Raw genomic sequence first — 17,162 nt, 5'->3', positions numbered from 1 at the left:
ATGCCGGTTTTATTATTATTCACCTGGAAGGATATAATTAAATTCTAATTCATCCATTTGTTCATTGTAATCGACAGAAAGATCATGCCCATTAAAAAACCATAAATCTGCACCCTCAATGAAAAAAGTTAATCCATCCTTTTCTGTTTTAACCGCAATATCGATTGGTTCGTTATCAACAGTAAAAGCTAAGGAAAACCCTTCTTGAACGGGGCTGCTGCCGTAAATTTTAACATAAAATCTTACTTTATCCCCTTTTTTTAATTCTACTTCATCCTTAAACCAGTGGATTGCTGCATTGCTTAAACTTATTTCCATCTTTCTACGCACCTTTGTTTTAAAATTCAAACATAAACATATTATGAACTAATCTGTTAAAATAAATTTATTATAACACTTGTATGGCATAATAGCTTTTCAGGAGTATTGGTTTTATAAAAGAGTTTGAGCTTGAAATTTTAGCCGAAAAAGAAGAAAATAAGTACAAGCTTTAAGTCAAACAGCTCGGAAAAGGCCATGGATTATAGAGATTGGTTCTGAGGAGAAGCAAAAAATAGGAGTGTATTAAAAATGGAACGCGAAACCCCACAAAAAGCTTCAGTGGATATCATTGCGAATATTGAAAAAGACTTACGGTATATTTCCGGTATTATTAAGCAAAAGGGCAGGGAAATGCTGAGTAATTATAAAATTACTCCCCCGCAATTCGTGGCCTTGCAATGGCTTTTTGAAGACGGAGATATGACCATTGGCGAGCTTTCAAATAAAATGTATTTAGCTTGCAGTACGACAACGGATTTGGTTGACCGGATGGAGAAAAATTTACTTGTTGAGCGGGTAAAGGATCCAAACGACCGGCGTGTGGTCCGAATTCACTTACTTGAAGAAGGCAAAAGAATCATTGATGAAGTCATTAAAAAGCGTCAAGGATATTTAGATGAGATATTAAAAAACTTTTCAATGGATGAAATCTTACTTCTTCAATCCTGCTTGAGTCAGCTACATCAGGAAATGCGATAAAAAGAGGCGAGATGTTTGAAACAACCAATAGGTGTGATTGATTCCGGTGTCGGTGGTTTAACCGTTGCCAAAGAAGTAATGAGACAGCTTCCGAATGAGAAAATTATTTATTTAGGAGATACGGCTCGCTGCCCATATGGTCCAAGGTCAAGGCATGAAGTCAAGCGATTTACTTGGGAATTAACTAGCTTTCTATTAGAAAAAAATATAAAGATGCTGGTCATTGCTTGTAACACAGCTACAGCTGCTGCATTGGACGAAATTCGAAAAGAGTTGTCGATACCGGTTCTCGGTGTCATTAATCCCGGGGCACGGGCCGCAATTAAACGGACGAAAAATTATCGTGTCGGTATTATCGGGACAGAAGGTACAGTCAAAAGCGGTGCCTATGAGAGGGCATTAAAATCATTGAACAGCCGACTATTTGTCACCAGTCAAGCGTGTCCTAAGTTTGTTCCGCTAGTAGAAAGTGGAGAATATTCTGGACCCATTGCTGAGAGAATTGTCTTGGAATCGTTAAAACCCCTCATGGATCAAAATTTAGATACATTGATCTTGGGGTGTACGCACTATCCATTGCTTGAGCCTCTCGTGAAAGAGGTAATGGGTGAACGGGTACATGTAATTAGTTCAGGAGACGAAACGGCGCGTGAAATCAGTGCCATTCTTCAATATAATGGACTGCTTGACGAATGCGAAGAAGAACCAGAGCATGAATATTACACAACAGGCTCTAAATGGCTTTTTTCTAAAATCGCCTCTCAGTGGCTCGGAACCCCTGTCGACAACGTCAGTAAAATAAAACTATAAAAAGGAACTCCTTCGTAAAGGAACGGGTTCCGTCTCCTATCGCAAAACGTCAATTGGTATAGGAAAATACAATTCAAAATGTAATCCTTTTTGCACTATAAAATGTAGGCCAATTTAAGGCTAAGGAGATTAAAAAACATTAGAAATAGCAAGGGTTAATACCCTTGCTATTTTGCGTTTAATTGCTAATTCTTCGGTAGTTTGCAAACCAACCATTTCCGCCTTTCACTGTATCGATTTTTGTGTAGGTATGAGAACTCATAGGCGGAGAATTTCCTGCTATTGTCCATAAGGGAAGTTTAAAAAGAGGATATAAACGGAGATATTCCGTTTAACTGCTCTTAATAGGACAAAATCCAAAGATTTGGATAATATAAACGGAAAAACTTCCCTTATTTAAACGGAAGTATGGGTATTTTCTAATTTAGACGGAATTTTACCGTTTATTTTTCATTCGCAGTGAAACCAACAAGTTATAATAGCGCCTAACCTAAATGGAAAAACAACAATATTTTTCTGTTAATCAATTTGTAAGTAAAAATATAGTATATTTTGCTGGGGGTACATTGCTATTGTACCCCAGCGTTTTAATATAAAAATCGCACTACAAATTGTCCCATTATCAATATCCCTTTATATCAACAAAAATAGACCTCCAAATTACCATACAATTTGAAGGTCATTTTCCATTACATTTTTAATGTTTGCGATAGTTAAAGGACCCGTTACTCGTAAAGGAGTTCCTTTCCTACATGGAAAAAATTCTATTTTTCTTTGTTAAGGCGGTCTATTTTCTCCTAAGGCTCGTATACATGATAGTACAAACTGTCATAGGGGGAATTATGGTGTCTAAAAATAAAGCAAAAATGATAGGTTTGACTGTATTTACTTCAACTGTTTTACTTTCGGGCTGCGGATTGTTTAATACCGAAACACAACAGAAAATCGATCCGCCAAAAACGGTTACCGTGAAAGAGGATGTTGTAAGTAAGGAAACAAGCGCCAAAGAAAAAGAGGCGGCGACGAAAAATACTGTTCAAACTGAACTCTACTTGATTGATAAGGATGGCTATGTGGTGCCGCGAACGTTAGCATTGCCCAAAACCACTTCAGTCGCCAAACAAGCGCTTGAATATCTTGTAACAAATGGTCCGGTAACAGACCTGCTTCCAAATGATTTTAGAGCGGTACTCCCTGAAGATACACAGGTTTCAGTCAACATAAATAAGGACAATGGTGTGGCAACGGTTAATTTCTCTAAAGAATTTAAAAATTACCAGCCAGAGGATGAACAGAAGATCCTACAATCTGTTACCTGGACATTAACACAATTCGATAATATAAAATCGGTCAAGCTTAAAATGAACGGTCATGACCTGACGGAAATGCCGGTCAGTGGCACACCAATCAGTGAGAATCTTTCAAGAGCAACCGGGATCAATCTTGATAACACAGACGTAGCGGATATTACCAATACAAAGCCGGTAACCGTCTACTATATTGGTGGTGAAGAAGGCTCTTATTACTATGTTCCGGTTACCCGCCGCATTAGTAATGATACCAAAGATAATTATGCAGCCATTGTAGATGAACTAATCCAAGGACCTAGTCAAAATTCAACGCTTGTGTCTGAATTTATGTCGGATGTAAAGCTTCTAGATACACCAAAATATGAAAATGGTACCGTAACCTTAAACTTTAACAAAAATATTTATGATAGCTTAAAGGGTAAAGAAATCTCCCAAAATCTACTTGATACGCTCGTACTTTCCCTAACAGAACAACAGGGGGTTGAAAAAGTGGCAGTAGAGGTCGACGGGAAAGTAGATATTAAAAATGATAAAGGCAAAAAGGTTTCTGAACCAGTAACTCGTCCAGAAAAAGTCAATACAGGTAGTTATTAAAAAAACATTTTTGTTATACTATATAGTGACCATGAAAGAGGTTGGCTTCTGGGCCGCCTCTTCTTTATTTGAGATTTTAGCTAAGGAGGAAAAAATGTGCGTGTTGATGGAAGAGAGACATTGCAGTTAAGACCCATACATATTGAAACAAATTATTTAATGCACCCAGAAGGTTCCGTCCTTATTTCAGTAGGAAACACAAAGGTCATTTGTACAGCGACGATTGAGGACCGAGTTCCTCATTTTATGAGAGGTGAAGGGAAAGGCTGGATTACCGCTGAATATTCCATGCTCCCAAGGGCAACGGAGTCAAGAAATATCCGTGAATCATCGAAAGGAAAAGTGTCTGGCCGAACAATGGAAATCCAGCGTTTAATCGGACGTGCTCTTCGTTCAATTGTGGATTTAAAAGCAATTGGTGAGAAAACGGTGTGGATTGACTGCGATGTCATCCAAGCAGATGGTGGCACGCGGACAGCTTCGATAACAGGAGCGTTTGTCGCGTTAACGCTTGCCCTTCATTCCTTAGCAGAAAAGAAGGCTCTAGCAAAATATCCGATTACCGATTATTTAGCGGCGACCAGTGTCGGGATGCTATCAGGCGGCAAGGTGGTTCTAGATTTAAATTATGCCGAGGATTCTAAAGCGGAAGTGGATATGAATGTGGTGATGACAGGGAATGGAGAATTTGTCGAGCTTCAAGGAACGGGTGAAGAGTCCACGTTCTCTTATGATCAACTCCAACAATTACTCCATGCCGCTCAAGAAGGACTTATGGAGTTATTTGAACAGCAGAAAGCAGCATTGGGTGAGGAAATTACTAGAAGAATTGAGGGTAGAAGGAAGAAATAAGTGGTTTTGTTTGGGAGATGTGGGTTCACTCTTGGATGGGGTGTAGTTACTCTCGGATGAGGAGTGACTACTCTCGGATAAGATGAAATTACTCTCGGATAAGGTGAGATTACTCTCAAATGAGTGTGAAACTCTCGGATGAGGTGTAAATTCTCTCGGTTAAGATGAAGTTACTCTTGGATAAGCCAAATTTACTCTCGGATAACATGTCTTTACTCTCGTAAAGATGAAATGAATAATTAAGTAAGAGGCGATAGATATGAACGAAGTCATTATTGCAACAAAAAACCCTGGCAAGGCAAGAGAGTTTGAGCATATTTTTGCTGCAAGGGGGATAAAAGTCCGAACATTGCTAGATTTTCCCGACATACCAGAGATAGAGGAAACAGGGAGCACGTTTGAAGAAAACGCCATCCTCAAAGCGGAATCGGTTTCCCACACACTCAATAAAATGGTGATAAGCGATGACTCAGGATTGATCGTTGATCCCTTAGAAGGTAGACCCGGCATCTATTCTGCACGCTATGCTGGTGAACAAAAAGATGACCAAAACAACATCGATAAAGTTTTGTCTGAATTACAAGGAGTACCTGAGGAAAAGCGAACAGCTCGATTCTACTGTGCCTTGGCAATTGCCATTCCTGGGGAAGAAACAAGAACGGTGTCAGGCACTTGTGAAGGTCGGATTCTGACTGAACGCCGCGGTACACATGGTTTTGGTTATGACCCTGTTTTTTACCTGCCGGAAAAAGACCAATCCATGGCCGAACTATCTTCAGATGAAAAAAATAAACTCAGTCACCGTTCCGATGCACTAAAAAAACTCGATGCTGTCTTAGATACTATATTAGAAAGAGCTGATAAGGGATGAGTAAGGTATTAATTGTTAGTGACAGTCACGGGTTAACAAAGGAACTAGAGATCATCAGAGAACGGCATTTGAATGAAGTTGATTTAATGATTCACTGCGGTGATTCACAATTAATGCCTACTGATAAGGCCATCAGCGGTTACCTATCCGTATTGGGGAATTGCGACTTTATGGGCGAGTACCCATTAGAGACTATAACTGAAATTGCAGGACGGAAGTTTTTCATTACCCACGGTCATCGTTATTCCGTTAAGTCTACGTTGATGAATTTAAAATTAAAAGCAGAAGAGGTTCATGCTGATATTGTGTGCTTTGGCCACTCGCATATTCTGGGGGCAGAAGTTGTCTCTGGTAGACTTTATCTTAATCCGGGAAGCATTCGCCTCCCGCGTGAGCGCTTTGAAAAAACATATGTGATTCTTGATTTGCAATCTGATAAAATCATCATGTCAGTGTTTGAATCATCGGGGCGAGAGATTTCTGAACTAGCAAGGGAATTTGTTCTCTAAACAAGAGGGGGAGTCATGTCTCCCCTTTTATAAAAAACTAGATAAAGCTGTTGACAATATCTTATTAGGAGAATATAATAAATCTTGTCTTTAATAAATGTCCCAGTAGCTCAGCCGGATAGAGCATACGCCTTCTAAGCGTACGGTCGGGAGTTCGAATCTCTCCTGGGACGCCATACTACATACCTATAAACCGCTATATATAAGCCTTCTAGGACGACAAATGAAACGGTCAGTGCATCGGTCAAAATGCCGAATTACACTCGATAATTCATTAACGTTTTAGGAGGTTTTTTGTTATGACGAAAAAGAAAAGTATTCTACCGGTTTCAGATGATTTATGCGGTTTATTCTCGGCAAATTCTACGCCATGTGCAACCGTCGATTTCGACCGAATGACATTAAAAAGACACACACAACGATTACACGGTAAATGGAAATCAGCGGTAATTGCCCAAGGACAATTAGCGATTATTCTATAAGAAGAAGTAGCCGAGAACCTAAGGAAATATTTATAGTACTTAGCGAGACGTCATCATAACGGTGGCGTTTTTTCTGATTAAACGGAATCCGTTACACAGTGGAATGCTTGGATTATTATGTCGGAGAATTAAAATCCATAATGTAATTTTTTGTTCATGTTCCATTCATATAGCGATTGTAAACTTTTAGATATTAAAACAAGTGTGGAGGAATGAAGATGTACATCGCATGGAAGGAAATGAAAAAAAATAAATCTAGATTTTTAATTTTAGGATCAATTGTTTTTCTCATTAGTTTATTAACGTTTATTATTTCCGGCTTGGCAAATGGACTATCACAAGACAGTGCAGGATTAATAAAAGATTTGCCTGACGGTCAATTTTATATGACAAAAGAGGCAGATAAGACCTACAGCTTGTCAAGAATCGATTACAGTCTCCAGGATAAAATTTTAAACAAACAAAAAGATGCTGTTGCATTTTCAATTCAGATGGGATTTTTAAATAATACTGATGGTAAACAGCAAAGCGTCGCTTTTGTGACATCGACCGATTCAAAGATGTTTAAAAACGTAAAAAAAGGGGAAATCGTACTGGATCGTTCGATGAAAGATGATGGTATAAAGGTTGGAGATGCATTAACCACTAATCAATATAATGGTAAGTTTATTGTCAAAGGTTTTGTGGAACACAGCAAATTTAGCCATGCTCCAGTCGTGTATGTCAGTATAAAGGACTACAAAGAAATTTACAGGCTTAATGAAATGCAATTGCTTTTCATCCCTGAAGGAAATTCAACACAAACATTCGTGGGACTCCATTCCTTTTCAAAAAATCAGTTTCTTAATACCATCTCGAGCTATAAAGCAGAGCAAATGTCCCTAAATATGATTATTTGGTTTTTAGTTGTCATTAGCGGAATGCTATTTGCAATCTTTTTCTACATGATGAACGTTCAAAAAATGGGGTTATACGGTATTCTTAAGGCTATTGGAGTTAAGACCAGTACCTTGTTTAAAATGATGTGGACGCAGATGGTTTTGATAACGGTCATTGCTCTTAGCATTTCTATTGTACTTAGTCAGGTTTTTAATCGGATAGCACCTAAAGGAATGCCTTTTAGTTTAACCCTTGAAACTACCGTACAATTGTCACTAGTTTTTCTTATGATTGGATTTGTCGGAGCTACTCTTTCAGGTATCCAAATCAAAAAAGTCGAACCATTACACGCAATTCAACAAGGAGAGGTTTAATATGGAAATATTTACAATAGATGAAGTGAGAAAAACCTTTACAAACGGTGAAATGAAAGAGGAAATCCTAAAAGGGGTTAATCTTTCGCTTAGTGAAGGAGAGATTACAGCGTTAGTAGGTGCTTCAGGCTCCGGTAAAAGTACCCTCCTTACGATAGCTGCAGGACTTCAGCCCACTACGGATGGGCATATTCGATTCGAAGGGAAAGATATAACGGCGATGAAATCAGAACAAGTCCGAAAAATACGGGGAACTAAATTCGGCTTTATCTTTCAATTCGCACATCTCGTTCCTTTTATTACAGTAGAAGAGCAGTTGATGCTGATGTTGGATGTATCCGAATCGAAAATAAAGAAACGTGAACAAAAAAAAGAAATTGATAGAATCTTGAAATTAGTTGAAATGGATCATCGAAAAAATGCTTATCCCGCCTCATTATCCGGCGGTGAAAAGCAACGTGTTGCGATCGCTCGTGCCATTATCCATAAACCAAAAGTTCTATTTGCAGATGAACCAACTGCAAGTTTGGATTCAAAACGATCGAAAGATGTAATGAGGTTAATCCAAAATCTAACGAAAACATTAAACATTGCTACCTTAATGGTGACACATGACGAAGAAATGCTTTCATTTGCTGATCATATCATTAAAATGAGTGATGGGCAGATATTGCTAAAAGTATAGGAGAAAAATAGATGACCAATATTTTAATTGTGGATGACGATGTTAATATATTAAAGCTTGTGGATATTCACCTATCTGAACAAGGCTATCAAGTATTCCAAGCAAAAGATGGTATGGAAGCATTAGGAATATTGAAAAAGGCTACCTGTGATTTAGCCGTAGTGGATGTAATGATGCCATTTATGGATGGCTACACTCTTACGAAACAGATTCGAACACTGTATGATATTCCAGTGCTTCTTTTAACAGCCAAAAGTGAGATTGAGGATAAGGAGCAAGGCTATCAAGCGGGAACGGATGATTATCTCACCAAACCATTTGAACCAAAAGAATTAATCTTCCGAATCAAAGCATTACTGCGGCGATATGATCACCAGCTGGATGAATCTATACTAAAAATTGGCAAGACCGCCATAAACAAAAAGAGCTATGAAGTTCAAGTAGGGAACCGTAGTTTGCTCTTGCCGTTAAAAGAATACGAACTATTATCTTATCTCATGTCGAATCCTAAACAAGTATTTTCCAGGGAACATTTAATTGAACAAATATGGGGTTTGGATTATGAAGGAGATGCAAGAACGGTAGATGTTCATATCAAAAGATTAAGGGAACGTTTTAATAAATTAACAGATGATTTTCAAATAAAAACAGTACGAGGGGTGGGATATCTTTTGGAGGTCCAACGCATATGAAAACACTTTATGTAAAATTTATTGTCATAACCATTGGAATGATGTTTATTAGCTTTATCTTAGCTTTTGTCATTTCAAATTTCTATTATCAACAAAAGTTAAAACCTTATAATGACAATAAAAATACAAAAGTCGCGTTAGATATTGCTGAATTTGTAGAGGGTCACCCTCAAATAAATTTAACACAGTATTTGGACAGCATTTCTAAAGTTGGCTATCAAATGTGTCTGGTGGAAACCAACCGAAACAAAACCTATTTTGGTAAGCCTTTCCGGGATAAAAGTCTTTCTATTACAACTGAAAAGGAAGTATTAAATGGTCAGATTTTTCACGGGATGCTTCATTTTCCGCAAAGTACCTTTGTTACAGGCTTTTTTGCCAATGAACTTAAAAATACGATTGGGGTACCTTTGAAGTACAACGGAAAAACCTTTGCTCTTTTTATTAGACCGGACATTAAATTCCTTTTCAACGAGATGCACATTTTATTTGGCTGGATTCTGGGAATCGCCATTACGTTGACCATTGTTATGGTTGTTATTAATACAAAGTATCTAGTAAAACCGATTTCGAACCTTACAAAAGCAACAAAATCCCTAGCAAATGGAGATTTTAATGTCAAAATGAATGTGTACCGTCATGATGAGATTGGAGAACTATCCAACAGTTTTTTGCAGATGGCGAGAAAATTGGAACAAATAGATGACATGAGAAAGGAATTTATTTCGAATATTTCCCACGATATACAGTCACCTCTGTCTAATATAAAAGGATATACAAACCTGTTAGATACTGAATCTTTAAGCAAAAAAGAAAGAAGCCAATACGTATCAATCATTAACGGTGAAATCAGTAGGCTTTCAACCTTAACAAAACAATTGCTGCTCCTGTCCTCATTAGACCAAAATGAGGATATTATGAAGAAAAAAAACTATAATCTTGGAAAACAATTGAAGGAATTGGTGCGAAATTATCAATGGGCTATAAGTGAAAAGGAGATTATGCTTGGCTACTCCTTGCCGAGAATAGAGATTGTCGGCGATCCATCCTTACTTAATACGGTTTGGGATAACCTCCTAGCCAACGCCGTTAAATACAACAAACCGAATGGCAGCATCGAGATATCGATTGATCAGAAGGAAGAATCAGTCATCGTAACCTTTGAAGATACAGGAATCGGCATGAATGATAAAGAATTAGGTCAAATATTTGAACGCTTTTACAGGGCAGACAAGGCACGTACCCGCACAGTCGAGGGAACCGGGCTGGGACTATCAATCGTTAAGACAATTATCGATTTGCATAGAGGTAGTATCCATGTAAGAAGTAAAGAAAATGAAGGGACCGTTTTTATGGTGGAATTGCCGATTTGCTAGAATTTTTCTTGCAAAATAACATCAGTAGGACACCCTCTCGTTAAGCAGGTGTAAATTGTGAAAGGATGTCCTTAAATGTAGTGTAGTGCTTTCTGGGACGCTATACTACATACCAAAACATAAACTCACCACGCTGGTGAGTTTTTTTTATACCATAATTGTGTTACACTATTTTCCAATACATATCGAAGGACGGATCTTATGAAAAAACGGGAACGAATCAAACGAAAAGATAATATCATCTTCTTTCCCGGACTTGACAAACGATTAACAGACAAAGGTTTGGAGAGCCTTGAAAAGAAAAAATTTAGCGAAGCGATACCACTTTTAGAAGAGGCGCGTGAACTCGATCCTGATAATGAAAACATACTGATTGGACTCGTCCTGGCCTATTTTGAGGCAGGGGCGTTTGAAAAAGCAAAAGTACTTGCAAATGAGATGCTACTAAAGGGAATAGGCGATTATTTTCAGATGGTCGATCTTTATTTGACCGTTCTGATTCAGCTTCACCAATATCAGGAAATTGTGACAACAATTGAAGCGCTTTTAGATGAAAGAGAAATTCCACCCGAGAAGCATGACCATTTTTTAACCCTATTGCAATTCAGCCGCCGAATGGCTGAAAGTCATGGGCCTCAAGAAGAGGCTGATTGGGAAGAAGCCCAGACCTCGGAGGTCCCAGAGCTAAATCTGCTCTCGAATGATCACATTAATGAGAAATTGCTCCTAATCGCCAATTTGACAGACAAAAATATCCGTCCCTATTTGGACGAGATTACAGACTATTTAAAGTTCAAAGATGGACATCCCTTTTTAAAGACCATGTTATTAAACCTATTAAAAGAACAAGAAATCGCTCAAGAACTAATCGTGGAGAAATTTGCGATAGCGGAAAAGATCGTTCCTGCACAGCTTCCTGAAGTAAGGGAGCAGCTTAAAATGTTAGAAGTAAAGGGACTATTAGCGGAACAACTAGAAAATAAGAATCCTGGTCTCTTTCAAAATACGGTCAATATGGTAGAAAGAACCTTCTTTATCAGTTACCCTATAGAACTAGAGCCGAAGTCTGCGGAGTCATGGGCAGCAGCTTTTGACATGCTTGGACGAGAATATATGGGAATGGACCCGGAAATTAGCAAAATTGCAGGAAAATATGGGGCTGAAATACCTGATCTAGAGAAAGCTAGAGAGCGAATAGAGGCAATTGAGAAAATTTCCTACCCTAATATTTAGGTATGGTGTTGAAAGAAGGCGAACCTATGTTATAATGTAGGGGTTGCATTGTGTAAAAAGCTATATTTTACATTTAAAAGATGGAAAAATGACTTAATAGAAAAGACATTTTTCGACTCAAATTCGTTATCGAATGAAATGAGAATAGATTTGTTGGAGGGAAAATAGGTTATGACAGCAGCAAAATGGGAAAAATTAGAAGGAAACCGCGGTGTCCTTACTGTTGAAGTAAGTGCTGAAACAGTAAACAAAGGTTTAGACGCAGCATTCCAAAAAGTGGTTAAGCAAGTAAACGTTCCAGGCTTCCGTAAAGGAAAAATGCCTCGCGGAATGTTCGAAAAGCGCTTCGGTGTAGAAGCTCTTTACCAAGATGCTCTAGATATTCTTCTTCCAGAAGCATACGGCAATGCAATTGACGAAACAGGCATCGAGCCAATCGACCGTCCTGATATCGATATCGAGCAAATGGAAAAAGGTAAAGAACTTATCTTTAAAGCAACTGTACAAGTAAAGCCTGAAGTGAAATTAGGCGAGTACAAAGGCTTAGAAGTTGAAGAATTAGATACAACTGTTACAGATGAAGATGTTGCGAACGAATTAAAAACAATGCAAGAACGTCAAGCTGAGCTTGTTGTAAAAGAAGACAGCGCGGCTGAAAATGGTGATACAGTTGTTCTTGACTTCGAAGGTTTCGTAGATGGCGAAGCATTTGAAGGCGGAAAAGCTGAAAATCATTCATTAGAACTTGGTTCTGGCTCTTTCATCCCAGGCTTTGAAGAGCAATTAGTAGGCGTAAAAGCTGGCGAATCAAAAGATGTGGAAGTAACATTCCCTGAAGAATATCATGCAGCTGAACTTGCTGGTAAACCAGCAGTATTCAAAGTGACTGTACACGAAATCAAAGGCAAAGAGCTTCCTACATTAGATGACGAGTTTGCTAAAGATGTAGATGATGAAGTTGAAACATTAGATGCATTAAAAGAAAAAATCAAAACTCGTTTAGAAGACAGCAAAAAGCATGAAGCTGAGCACAACCTTCGTGATACATTAGTAGAAAAAGCTGCTGATAATGCAGAAGTAGAAATTCCTGAAGTAATGGTTACAAACGAAGTAAACCGAATGCTTCAAGAATTTGAACAACGTCTACAAATGCAAGGTATGAACCTTGAGCTTTACTTCCAATTCTCTGGTCAAGATGAAAATGCTTTACGCGAACAAATGAAAACTGATGCTGAGAAGCGTGTGAAAATCAATTTGACGCTTGAAGCAATCGCTAAAGCTGAAAACCTTGAAGTAACAGAAGAAGATGTAAATGCTGAGCTTGAAAAAATGGCTGGTATGTACAATATGCCTGTTGACACAATCAAACAAGCTCTTGGTGGCGCTGAAGGTATCGAAGGCGATCTTAAACTTCAAAAAGCAGTAAGCTTTCTTGTTGAAAACAAGAAATAAATAGAAATGCGGAAGCGCCTTGCACAGGGGCGACAAGCATAAGACAAGCCGGCGGAAAGGTTGCTTTTTAACCTTTTTGTTGGCTTGTCTTATGACCTCGAGCCCCTAGGCGCTGTAGCTGAACAATATTCAAAGTTCATTAGAAATACTTATTTACAAAAGAGGCGCGATTTTTATCGTGCCTTGTTTTATACTTTTATCCTATTACATATTATAATAAGGGCAGGGAAACCTTTTTAATGTTCCTTTAGCTTTTCTTTTTTTATGAGCAGGAAAAAAAGCAAGGAACAGCGAATAAATATTTCCATAGCCATTTAAGATTTATTTTTACTAATAATGGTTAAGATTAATGAGTACATATTTTTTTCAAAAGGATTTCACAAACAAATCGAGAGTTAAGAAAACATAATAGTAAAAGCGTTTTATTTCCAGTCTGTTAAACAAATATGTTACAATGCAAAATACATACCATTAAAAGAGAAAGAAAAACTCGGACTTTGTTTGTGTAATTCACGAGCTTCAATAGGGTTTTAACACGTGTTAAGGGGTGAAAGAATTGTTTAAATTTAATGATGAAAAAGGACAGTTAAAGTGTTCCTTCTGTGGGAAAACACAGGATCAAGTTCGTAAATTAGTTGCCGGGCCGGGTGTTTATATATGTGATGAATGCATCGAGCTTTGCACGGAAATTGTTGAAGAAGAACTTGGAACAGAAGAAGAAGTAGAATTCAAAGATGTACCAAAACCAAAAGAAATTTGTGAGATTTTAAATGAGTATGTTATTGGTCAAGATCAGGCGAAAAAATCGCTGTCTGTAGCGGTTTATAATCACTACAAGCGGATCAATTCCAATAGTAAAATCGATGATGTTGAGCTTTCAAAAAGTAATATCTGTATGATTGGACCGACAGGAAGCGGTAAAACATTATTGGCACAAACACTAGCTCGAATTTTGAACGTACCGTTTGCCATTGCTGATGCGACCTCCCTTACTGAAGCAGGATATGTCGGTGAAGATGTTGAAAATATTTTATTAAAATTAATTCAGGCAGCGGATTACGATGTGGAAAAAGCTGAAAAAGGGATCATTTATATCGATGAAATCGATAAAATTGCCCGTAAATCTGAAAATCCTTCTATTACAAGGGATGTATCAGGTGAAGGCGTTCAGCAAGCACTACTAAAAATTCTTGAAGGTACGGTCGCAAGTGTTCCGCCACAAGGTGGAAGAAAGCACCCGCATCAAGAATTTATCCAAATTGACACAACCAATATTTTGTTTATTTGCGGTGGAGCTTTTGATGGAATTGAACCAATTATCAAACGCCGTTTAGGGCAAAAGGTTATTGGCTTCGGTTCAGATGTCAAGCAAGTAGATATTGGCTCAAAAGAACTACTTTCCAAAGTATTACCTGAGGATTTGCTTCGTTTTGGTTTAATTCCAGAATTTATTGGTCGTCTACCAGTTATTGCGAGTCTAGAGCAATTAGATGAGGCGGCATTAATTGAAATTTTAACCAAACCAAAAAATGCACTTGTGAAGCAATACCAGAAGATGCTTGAAATCGATGATGTGGAGCTTGAATTTGAAGAAGGCGCTCTAACTGAAATCGCCAAAAAAGCAATCGAGCGTAAAACAGGTGCCCGTGGTTTGCGTTCAATCATTGAAGGAATTATGTTGGATGTGATGTTCGACCTTCCTTCACGTGAGGACATTACGAAATGTATTATAACGGAAGAAACAGTTCTAGGAAGCAGTGTACCTAAGCTGGTTTTAGAAGATGGAACTGTTGTAGTAGAAGAAAAATCTGCATAAAGTATAGTGACCTGGCTATTATAGCTAGGTCTTTTTTGTATTTCTATCCCAATTTTTGATAAAAAGGCCAATTATGCTGAAAAATGAGCCAATCATCGTCAAAAATGAGCCAAAACCCTGGGAGAATGAGCCAATTTACACCAAAAATCGGCCAATCCCCATAAAAATGGGCCAATCCACATCTCGAAAGAGAGTCCGCTCCTCTAAAAAATAAGCCAATCCTCATCCCAAAAGACCTCACTCCCACTTTCCAGTCAGCGATTTGTTTTTACATTGTTGGTTTATTCCGCCAATCTACAGGAAATACTTATTACTATAGACAGTACTAGTTGTAGGAGGGAATAAAATGAGTTGGACGGGGATTGCCTTATTTATACAGCTATTTTTCGGAATTATTATTGGGCTGTATTTTTGGAATTTGCTAAAAGGTCAGCGTACACAAAAAGTAACCATTGATCGGGAATCCCGAAAAGAAATGGAACAGCTACGCAAAATGAGATCCATATCCTTAACAGAACCGTTATCAGAAAAAGTTCGCCCTACAAGTTTTAATGATATTGTAGGACAAGAAGATGGTATAAAATCACTAAAAGCAGCCCTTTGCGGACCCAACCCGCAACATGTCATCATTTACGGGCCTCCTGGGGTCGGAAAAACAGCAGCTGCCCGCCTCGTTTTAGAAGAGGCTAAAAAGAATGCAAAATCACCATTCAAACCACAGTCCGTTTTTATTGAACTCGATGCAACCACTGCTCGATTTGATGAAAGAGGGATTGCGGATCCACTAATTGGCTCGGTCCATGATCCAATTTACCAAGGCGCGGGGGCAATGGGGCAAGCCGGTATTCCTCAGCCAAAGCAGGGAGCAGTAACCAATGCTCACGGCGGGGTCCTCTTTATTGACGAAATTGGCGAATTACATCCAATCCAAATGAATAAACTGTTAAAAGTTTTAGAGGATCGAAAAGTTTTCCTAGAGAGTGCTTACTATCATGAAGAAAATAACCAGATCCCTACGCATATCCATGATATTTTTAAAAATGGTCTCCCTGCAGATTTCAGGTTAATCGGGGCCACCACAAGAACACCAAGTGAAATACCGCCAGCCATTCGCTCCCGTTGTATGGAAGTGTTTTTCCGGGATTTAAGTCAAGAAGAGATTGTGACGGTAGCAAGAAAAGCGGCTGATAAAGTCAATATGGAAATAAGTGAGAACGGTGTCAATACGCTTTCTACATATGCAAGAAACGGCCGGGAAACGGTCAACATGATTCAGATTGCTGCGGGTCTCGCGATTACCGAAGACCGCAATTTTATTAAAGATGAAGATATCGAATGGGTGATCCATTCCAGTCAGATGACACCGCGAATGGAACGAAAAATCAATGATATGTCACATATAGGACTTGTGAATGGACTAGCTGTCTATGGGCCAAATTCCGGCGCATTGCTCGAAATCGAAGTAACCGTAATACCCGCCAAAGAAAAGGGCTCGATTAATATCACTGGAATTGTGGAAGAAGAAAGCATCGGCGGACAAGGCAAATCCATTCGGCGCAAGAGTATGGCGCGCGGTTCCATCGAAAATGTTATTACCGTCTTACGTTCCATGGGGGTTCCGGCAAGTGATTATGATATCCATGTGAATTTCCCAGGCGGAGTTCCAATCGATGGTCCATCGGCGGGGATTGCAATGGCGACAGGAATTTATTCAGCGATATATAAGATTCCAATTGATAACACCGTGGCGATGACGGGGGAAATAAGCATTCATGGCAATGTAAAACCGATTGGCGGAGTTTATCCAAAGGTAAAGGCAGCCCTAAAAGCAGGTGCCAGAACGGTTATTATTCCAGAAGAAAATATGCAAACGATATTAAATGAAATTAAAGGAATTAATATTGTTCCTGTGACTCATCTGCAGCAGGTCTTTGATATTGCCTTAGTTTCATCTTATCAAGAAAATGGTGCGATTCCTGCATCCATTGAATTATCGAAAAAAGAATCTATTTAGAATAAAAGCTTCGGTTTGACAGTATAATCAAACCGAAGTTTTTTTTTAGAAAGAAAACGGGACAATTGGGGAAAATAATTATATTGAAAAACTAACAACCCACGCTCTCTAAAAATAGACACGAAATACCAAATGAGATAGAATTGTACAACAAAGACTATTCTGCTTTGGCAATAGTAAATAAGGATTTTTG

At 38.5% G+C, this 17,162-nt stretch carries 16 protein-coding genes and 1 tRNA gene; 16 read left to right on the top strand and 1 reads right to left on the bottom strand.

Annotated elements, in window-relative coordinates:
* Positions 1 to 15 precede the first annotated feature (15 nt).
* Positions 16 to 318 (bottom strand): HesB/YadR/YfhF family protein, encoded by a 303-nt coding sequence (locus tag JOC76_RS12095; RefSeq protein ID WP_205177897.1) that lies wholly within the window; start codon positions 316 to 318, stop codon positions 16 to 18.
* Positions 319 to 570: 252 nt separating this feature from the next.
* Here JOC76_RS12095 and JOC76_RS12090 point away from each other — a divergent pair, with 252 nt between their 5' ends.
* The 16 genes from JOC76_RS12090 (at position 571) to lonB (ending at position 16,969) form a co-directional block, all read left to right on the top strand.
* Positions 571 to 1,020: a MarR family winged helix-turn-helix transcriptional regulator gene (locus JOC76_RS12090; protein ID WP_205177894.1), complete on the top strand. Its 450-nt coding sequence runs from the start codon at positions 571 to 573 to the stop codon at positions 1,018 to 1,020.
* A 15-nt stretch (positions 1,021 to 1,035) separates the two neighbouring features.
* Positions 1,036 to 1,830 carry a glutamate racemase gene (gene racE / locus JOC76_RS12085; protein WP_205177892.1) on the top strand — a complete coding sequence of 265 codons (795 nt, stop codon included), beginning with the start codon at positions 1,036 to 1,038 and terminating at the stop codon, positions 1,828 to 1,830.
* 845 nt (positions 1,831 to 2,675) lie between these two features.
* Positions 2,676 to 3,734, top strand: a complete 1,059-nt coding sequence (locus tag JOC76_RS12080; protein WP_372441939.1) for a GerMN domain-containing protein — start codon at positions 2,676 to 2,678, stop codon at positions 3,732 to 3,734.
* A 96-nt stretch (positions 3,735 to 3,830) separates the two neighbouring features.
* Positions 3,831 to 4,586, top strand: coding sequence for a ribonuclease PH (rph, locus tag JOC76_RS12075; RefSeq protein WP_205177888.1), 756 nt, complete (start codon positions 3,831 to 3,833; stop codon positions 4,584 to 4,586).
* A gap of 259 nt (positions 4,587 to 4,845) precedes the next feature.
* Positions 4,846 to 5,457, top strand: a complete 612-nt coding sequence (locus tag JOC76_RS12070) for an XTP/dITP diphosphatase (RefSeq protein ID WP_205177886.1) — start codon at positions 4,846 to 4,848, stop codon at positions 5,455 to 5,457.
* Positions 5,454 to 5,966 (top strand): metallophosphoesterase family protein, encoded by a 513-nt coding sequence (locus JOC76_RS12065; RefSeq protein ID WP_205177884.1) that lies wholly within the window; start codon positions 5,454 to 5,456, stop codon positions 5,964 to 5,966. Before JOC76_RS12070 ends, JOC76_RS12065 begins: the two co-directional genes overlap by 4 nt.
* A gap of 99 nt (positions 5,967 to 6,065) precedes the next feature.
* Positions 6,066 to 6,142, top strand: a tRNA-Arg gene (locus JOC76_RS12060).
* A gap of 123 nt (positions 6,143 to 6,265) precedes the next feature.
* The gene (locus JOC76_RS12055; protein ID WP_205177882.1) at positions 6,266 to 6,448 is read left to right on the top strand and encodes a hypothetical protein; all 183 of its coding nucleotides are present in this window, start codon (positions 6,266 to 6,268) and stop codon (positions 6,446 to 6,448) included.
* A gap of 218 nt (positions 6,449 to 6,666) precedes the next feature.
* Entirely contained in the window at positions 6,667 to 7,701 is a 1,035-nt protein-coding gene (locus JOC76_RS12050; protein ID WP_205177880.1) for an ABC transporter permease, read from the top strand.
* Position 7,702: 1 nt separating this feature from the next.
* Positions 7,703 to 8,386 (top strand): ABC transporter ATP-binding protein, encoded by a 684-nt coding sequence (locus tag JOC76_RS12045; RefSeq protein WP_205177878.1) that lies wholly within the window; start codon positions 7,703 to 7,705, stop codon positions 8,384 to 8,386.
* Between the two features lie 11 nt (positions 8,387 to 8,397).
* Positions 8,398 to 9,078 carry a response regulator transcription factor gene (locus JOC76_RS12040; protein WP_205177876.1) on the top strand — a complete coding sequence of 227 codons (681 nt, stop codon included), beginning with the start codon at positions 8,398 to 8,400 and terminating at the stop codon, positions 9,076 to 9,078.
* The gene (locus tag JOC76_RS12035; protein WP_205177874.1) at positions 9,075 to 10,454 is read left to right on the top strand and encodes a HAMP domain-containing sensor histidine kinase; all 1,380 of its coding nucleotides are present in this window, start codon (positions 9,075 to 9,077) and stop codon (positions 10,452 to 10,454) included. Before JOC76_RS12040 ends, JOC76_RS12035 begins: the two co-directional genes overlap by 4 nt.
* A gap of 201 nt (positions 10,455 to 10,655) precedes the next feature.
* Positions 10,656 to 11,687, top strand: a complete 1,032-nt coding sequence (locus tag JOC76_RS12030) for a tetratricopeptide repeat protein (RefSeq protein WP_205177872.1) — start codon at positions 10,656 to 10,658, stop codon at positions 11,685 to 11,687.
* 171 nt (positions 11,688 to 11,858) lie between these two features.
* A complete protein-coding gene (tig, locus tag JOC76_RS12025; protein WP_205177870.1) occupies positions 11,859 to 13,139 on the top strand; it encodes a trigger factor in 1,281 nt (426 codons plus the stop codon).
* 556 nt (positions 13,140 to 13,695) lie between these two features.
* Positions 13,696 to 14,955, top strand: a complete 1,260-nt coding sequence (gene clpX, locus JOC76_RS12020; protein ID WP_205177868.1) for an ATP-dependent protease ATP-binding subunit ClpX — start codon at positions 13,696 to 13,698, stop codon at positions 14,953 to 14,955.
* Between the two features lie 346 nt (positions 14,956 to 15,301).
* Positions 15,302 to 16,969: an ATP-dependent protease LonB gene (gene lonB, locus JOC76_RS12015; RefSeq protein WP_205177866.1), complete on the top strand. Its 1,668-nt coding sequence runs from the start codon at positions 15,302 to 15,304 to the stop codon at positions 16,967 to 16,969.
* The last annotated feature ends 193 nt before the right edge of the window (positions 16,970 to 17,162 follow it).

Origin of the sequence: Neobacillus cucumis, from assembly GCF_016908975.1 — a bacterium.
GTDB classification, from domain to species: Bacteria; Bacillota; Bacilli; order Bacillales; family Cytobacillaceae; genus Neobacillus; species Neobacillus cucumis.
This window is presented reverse-complemented; position numbering and strand designations above follow the sequence as displayed.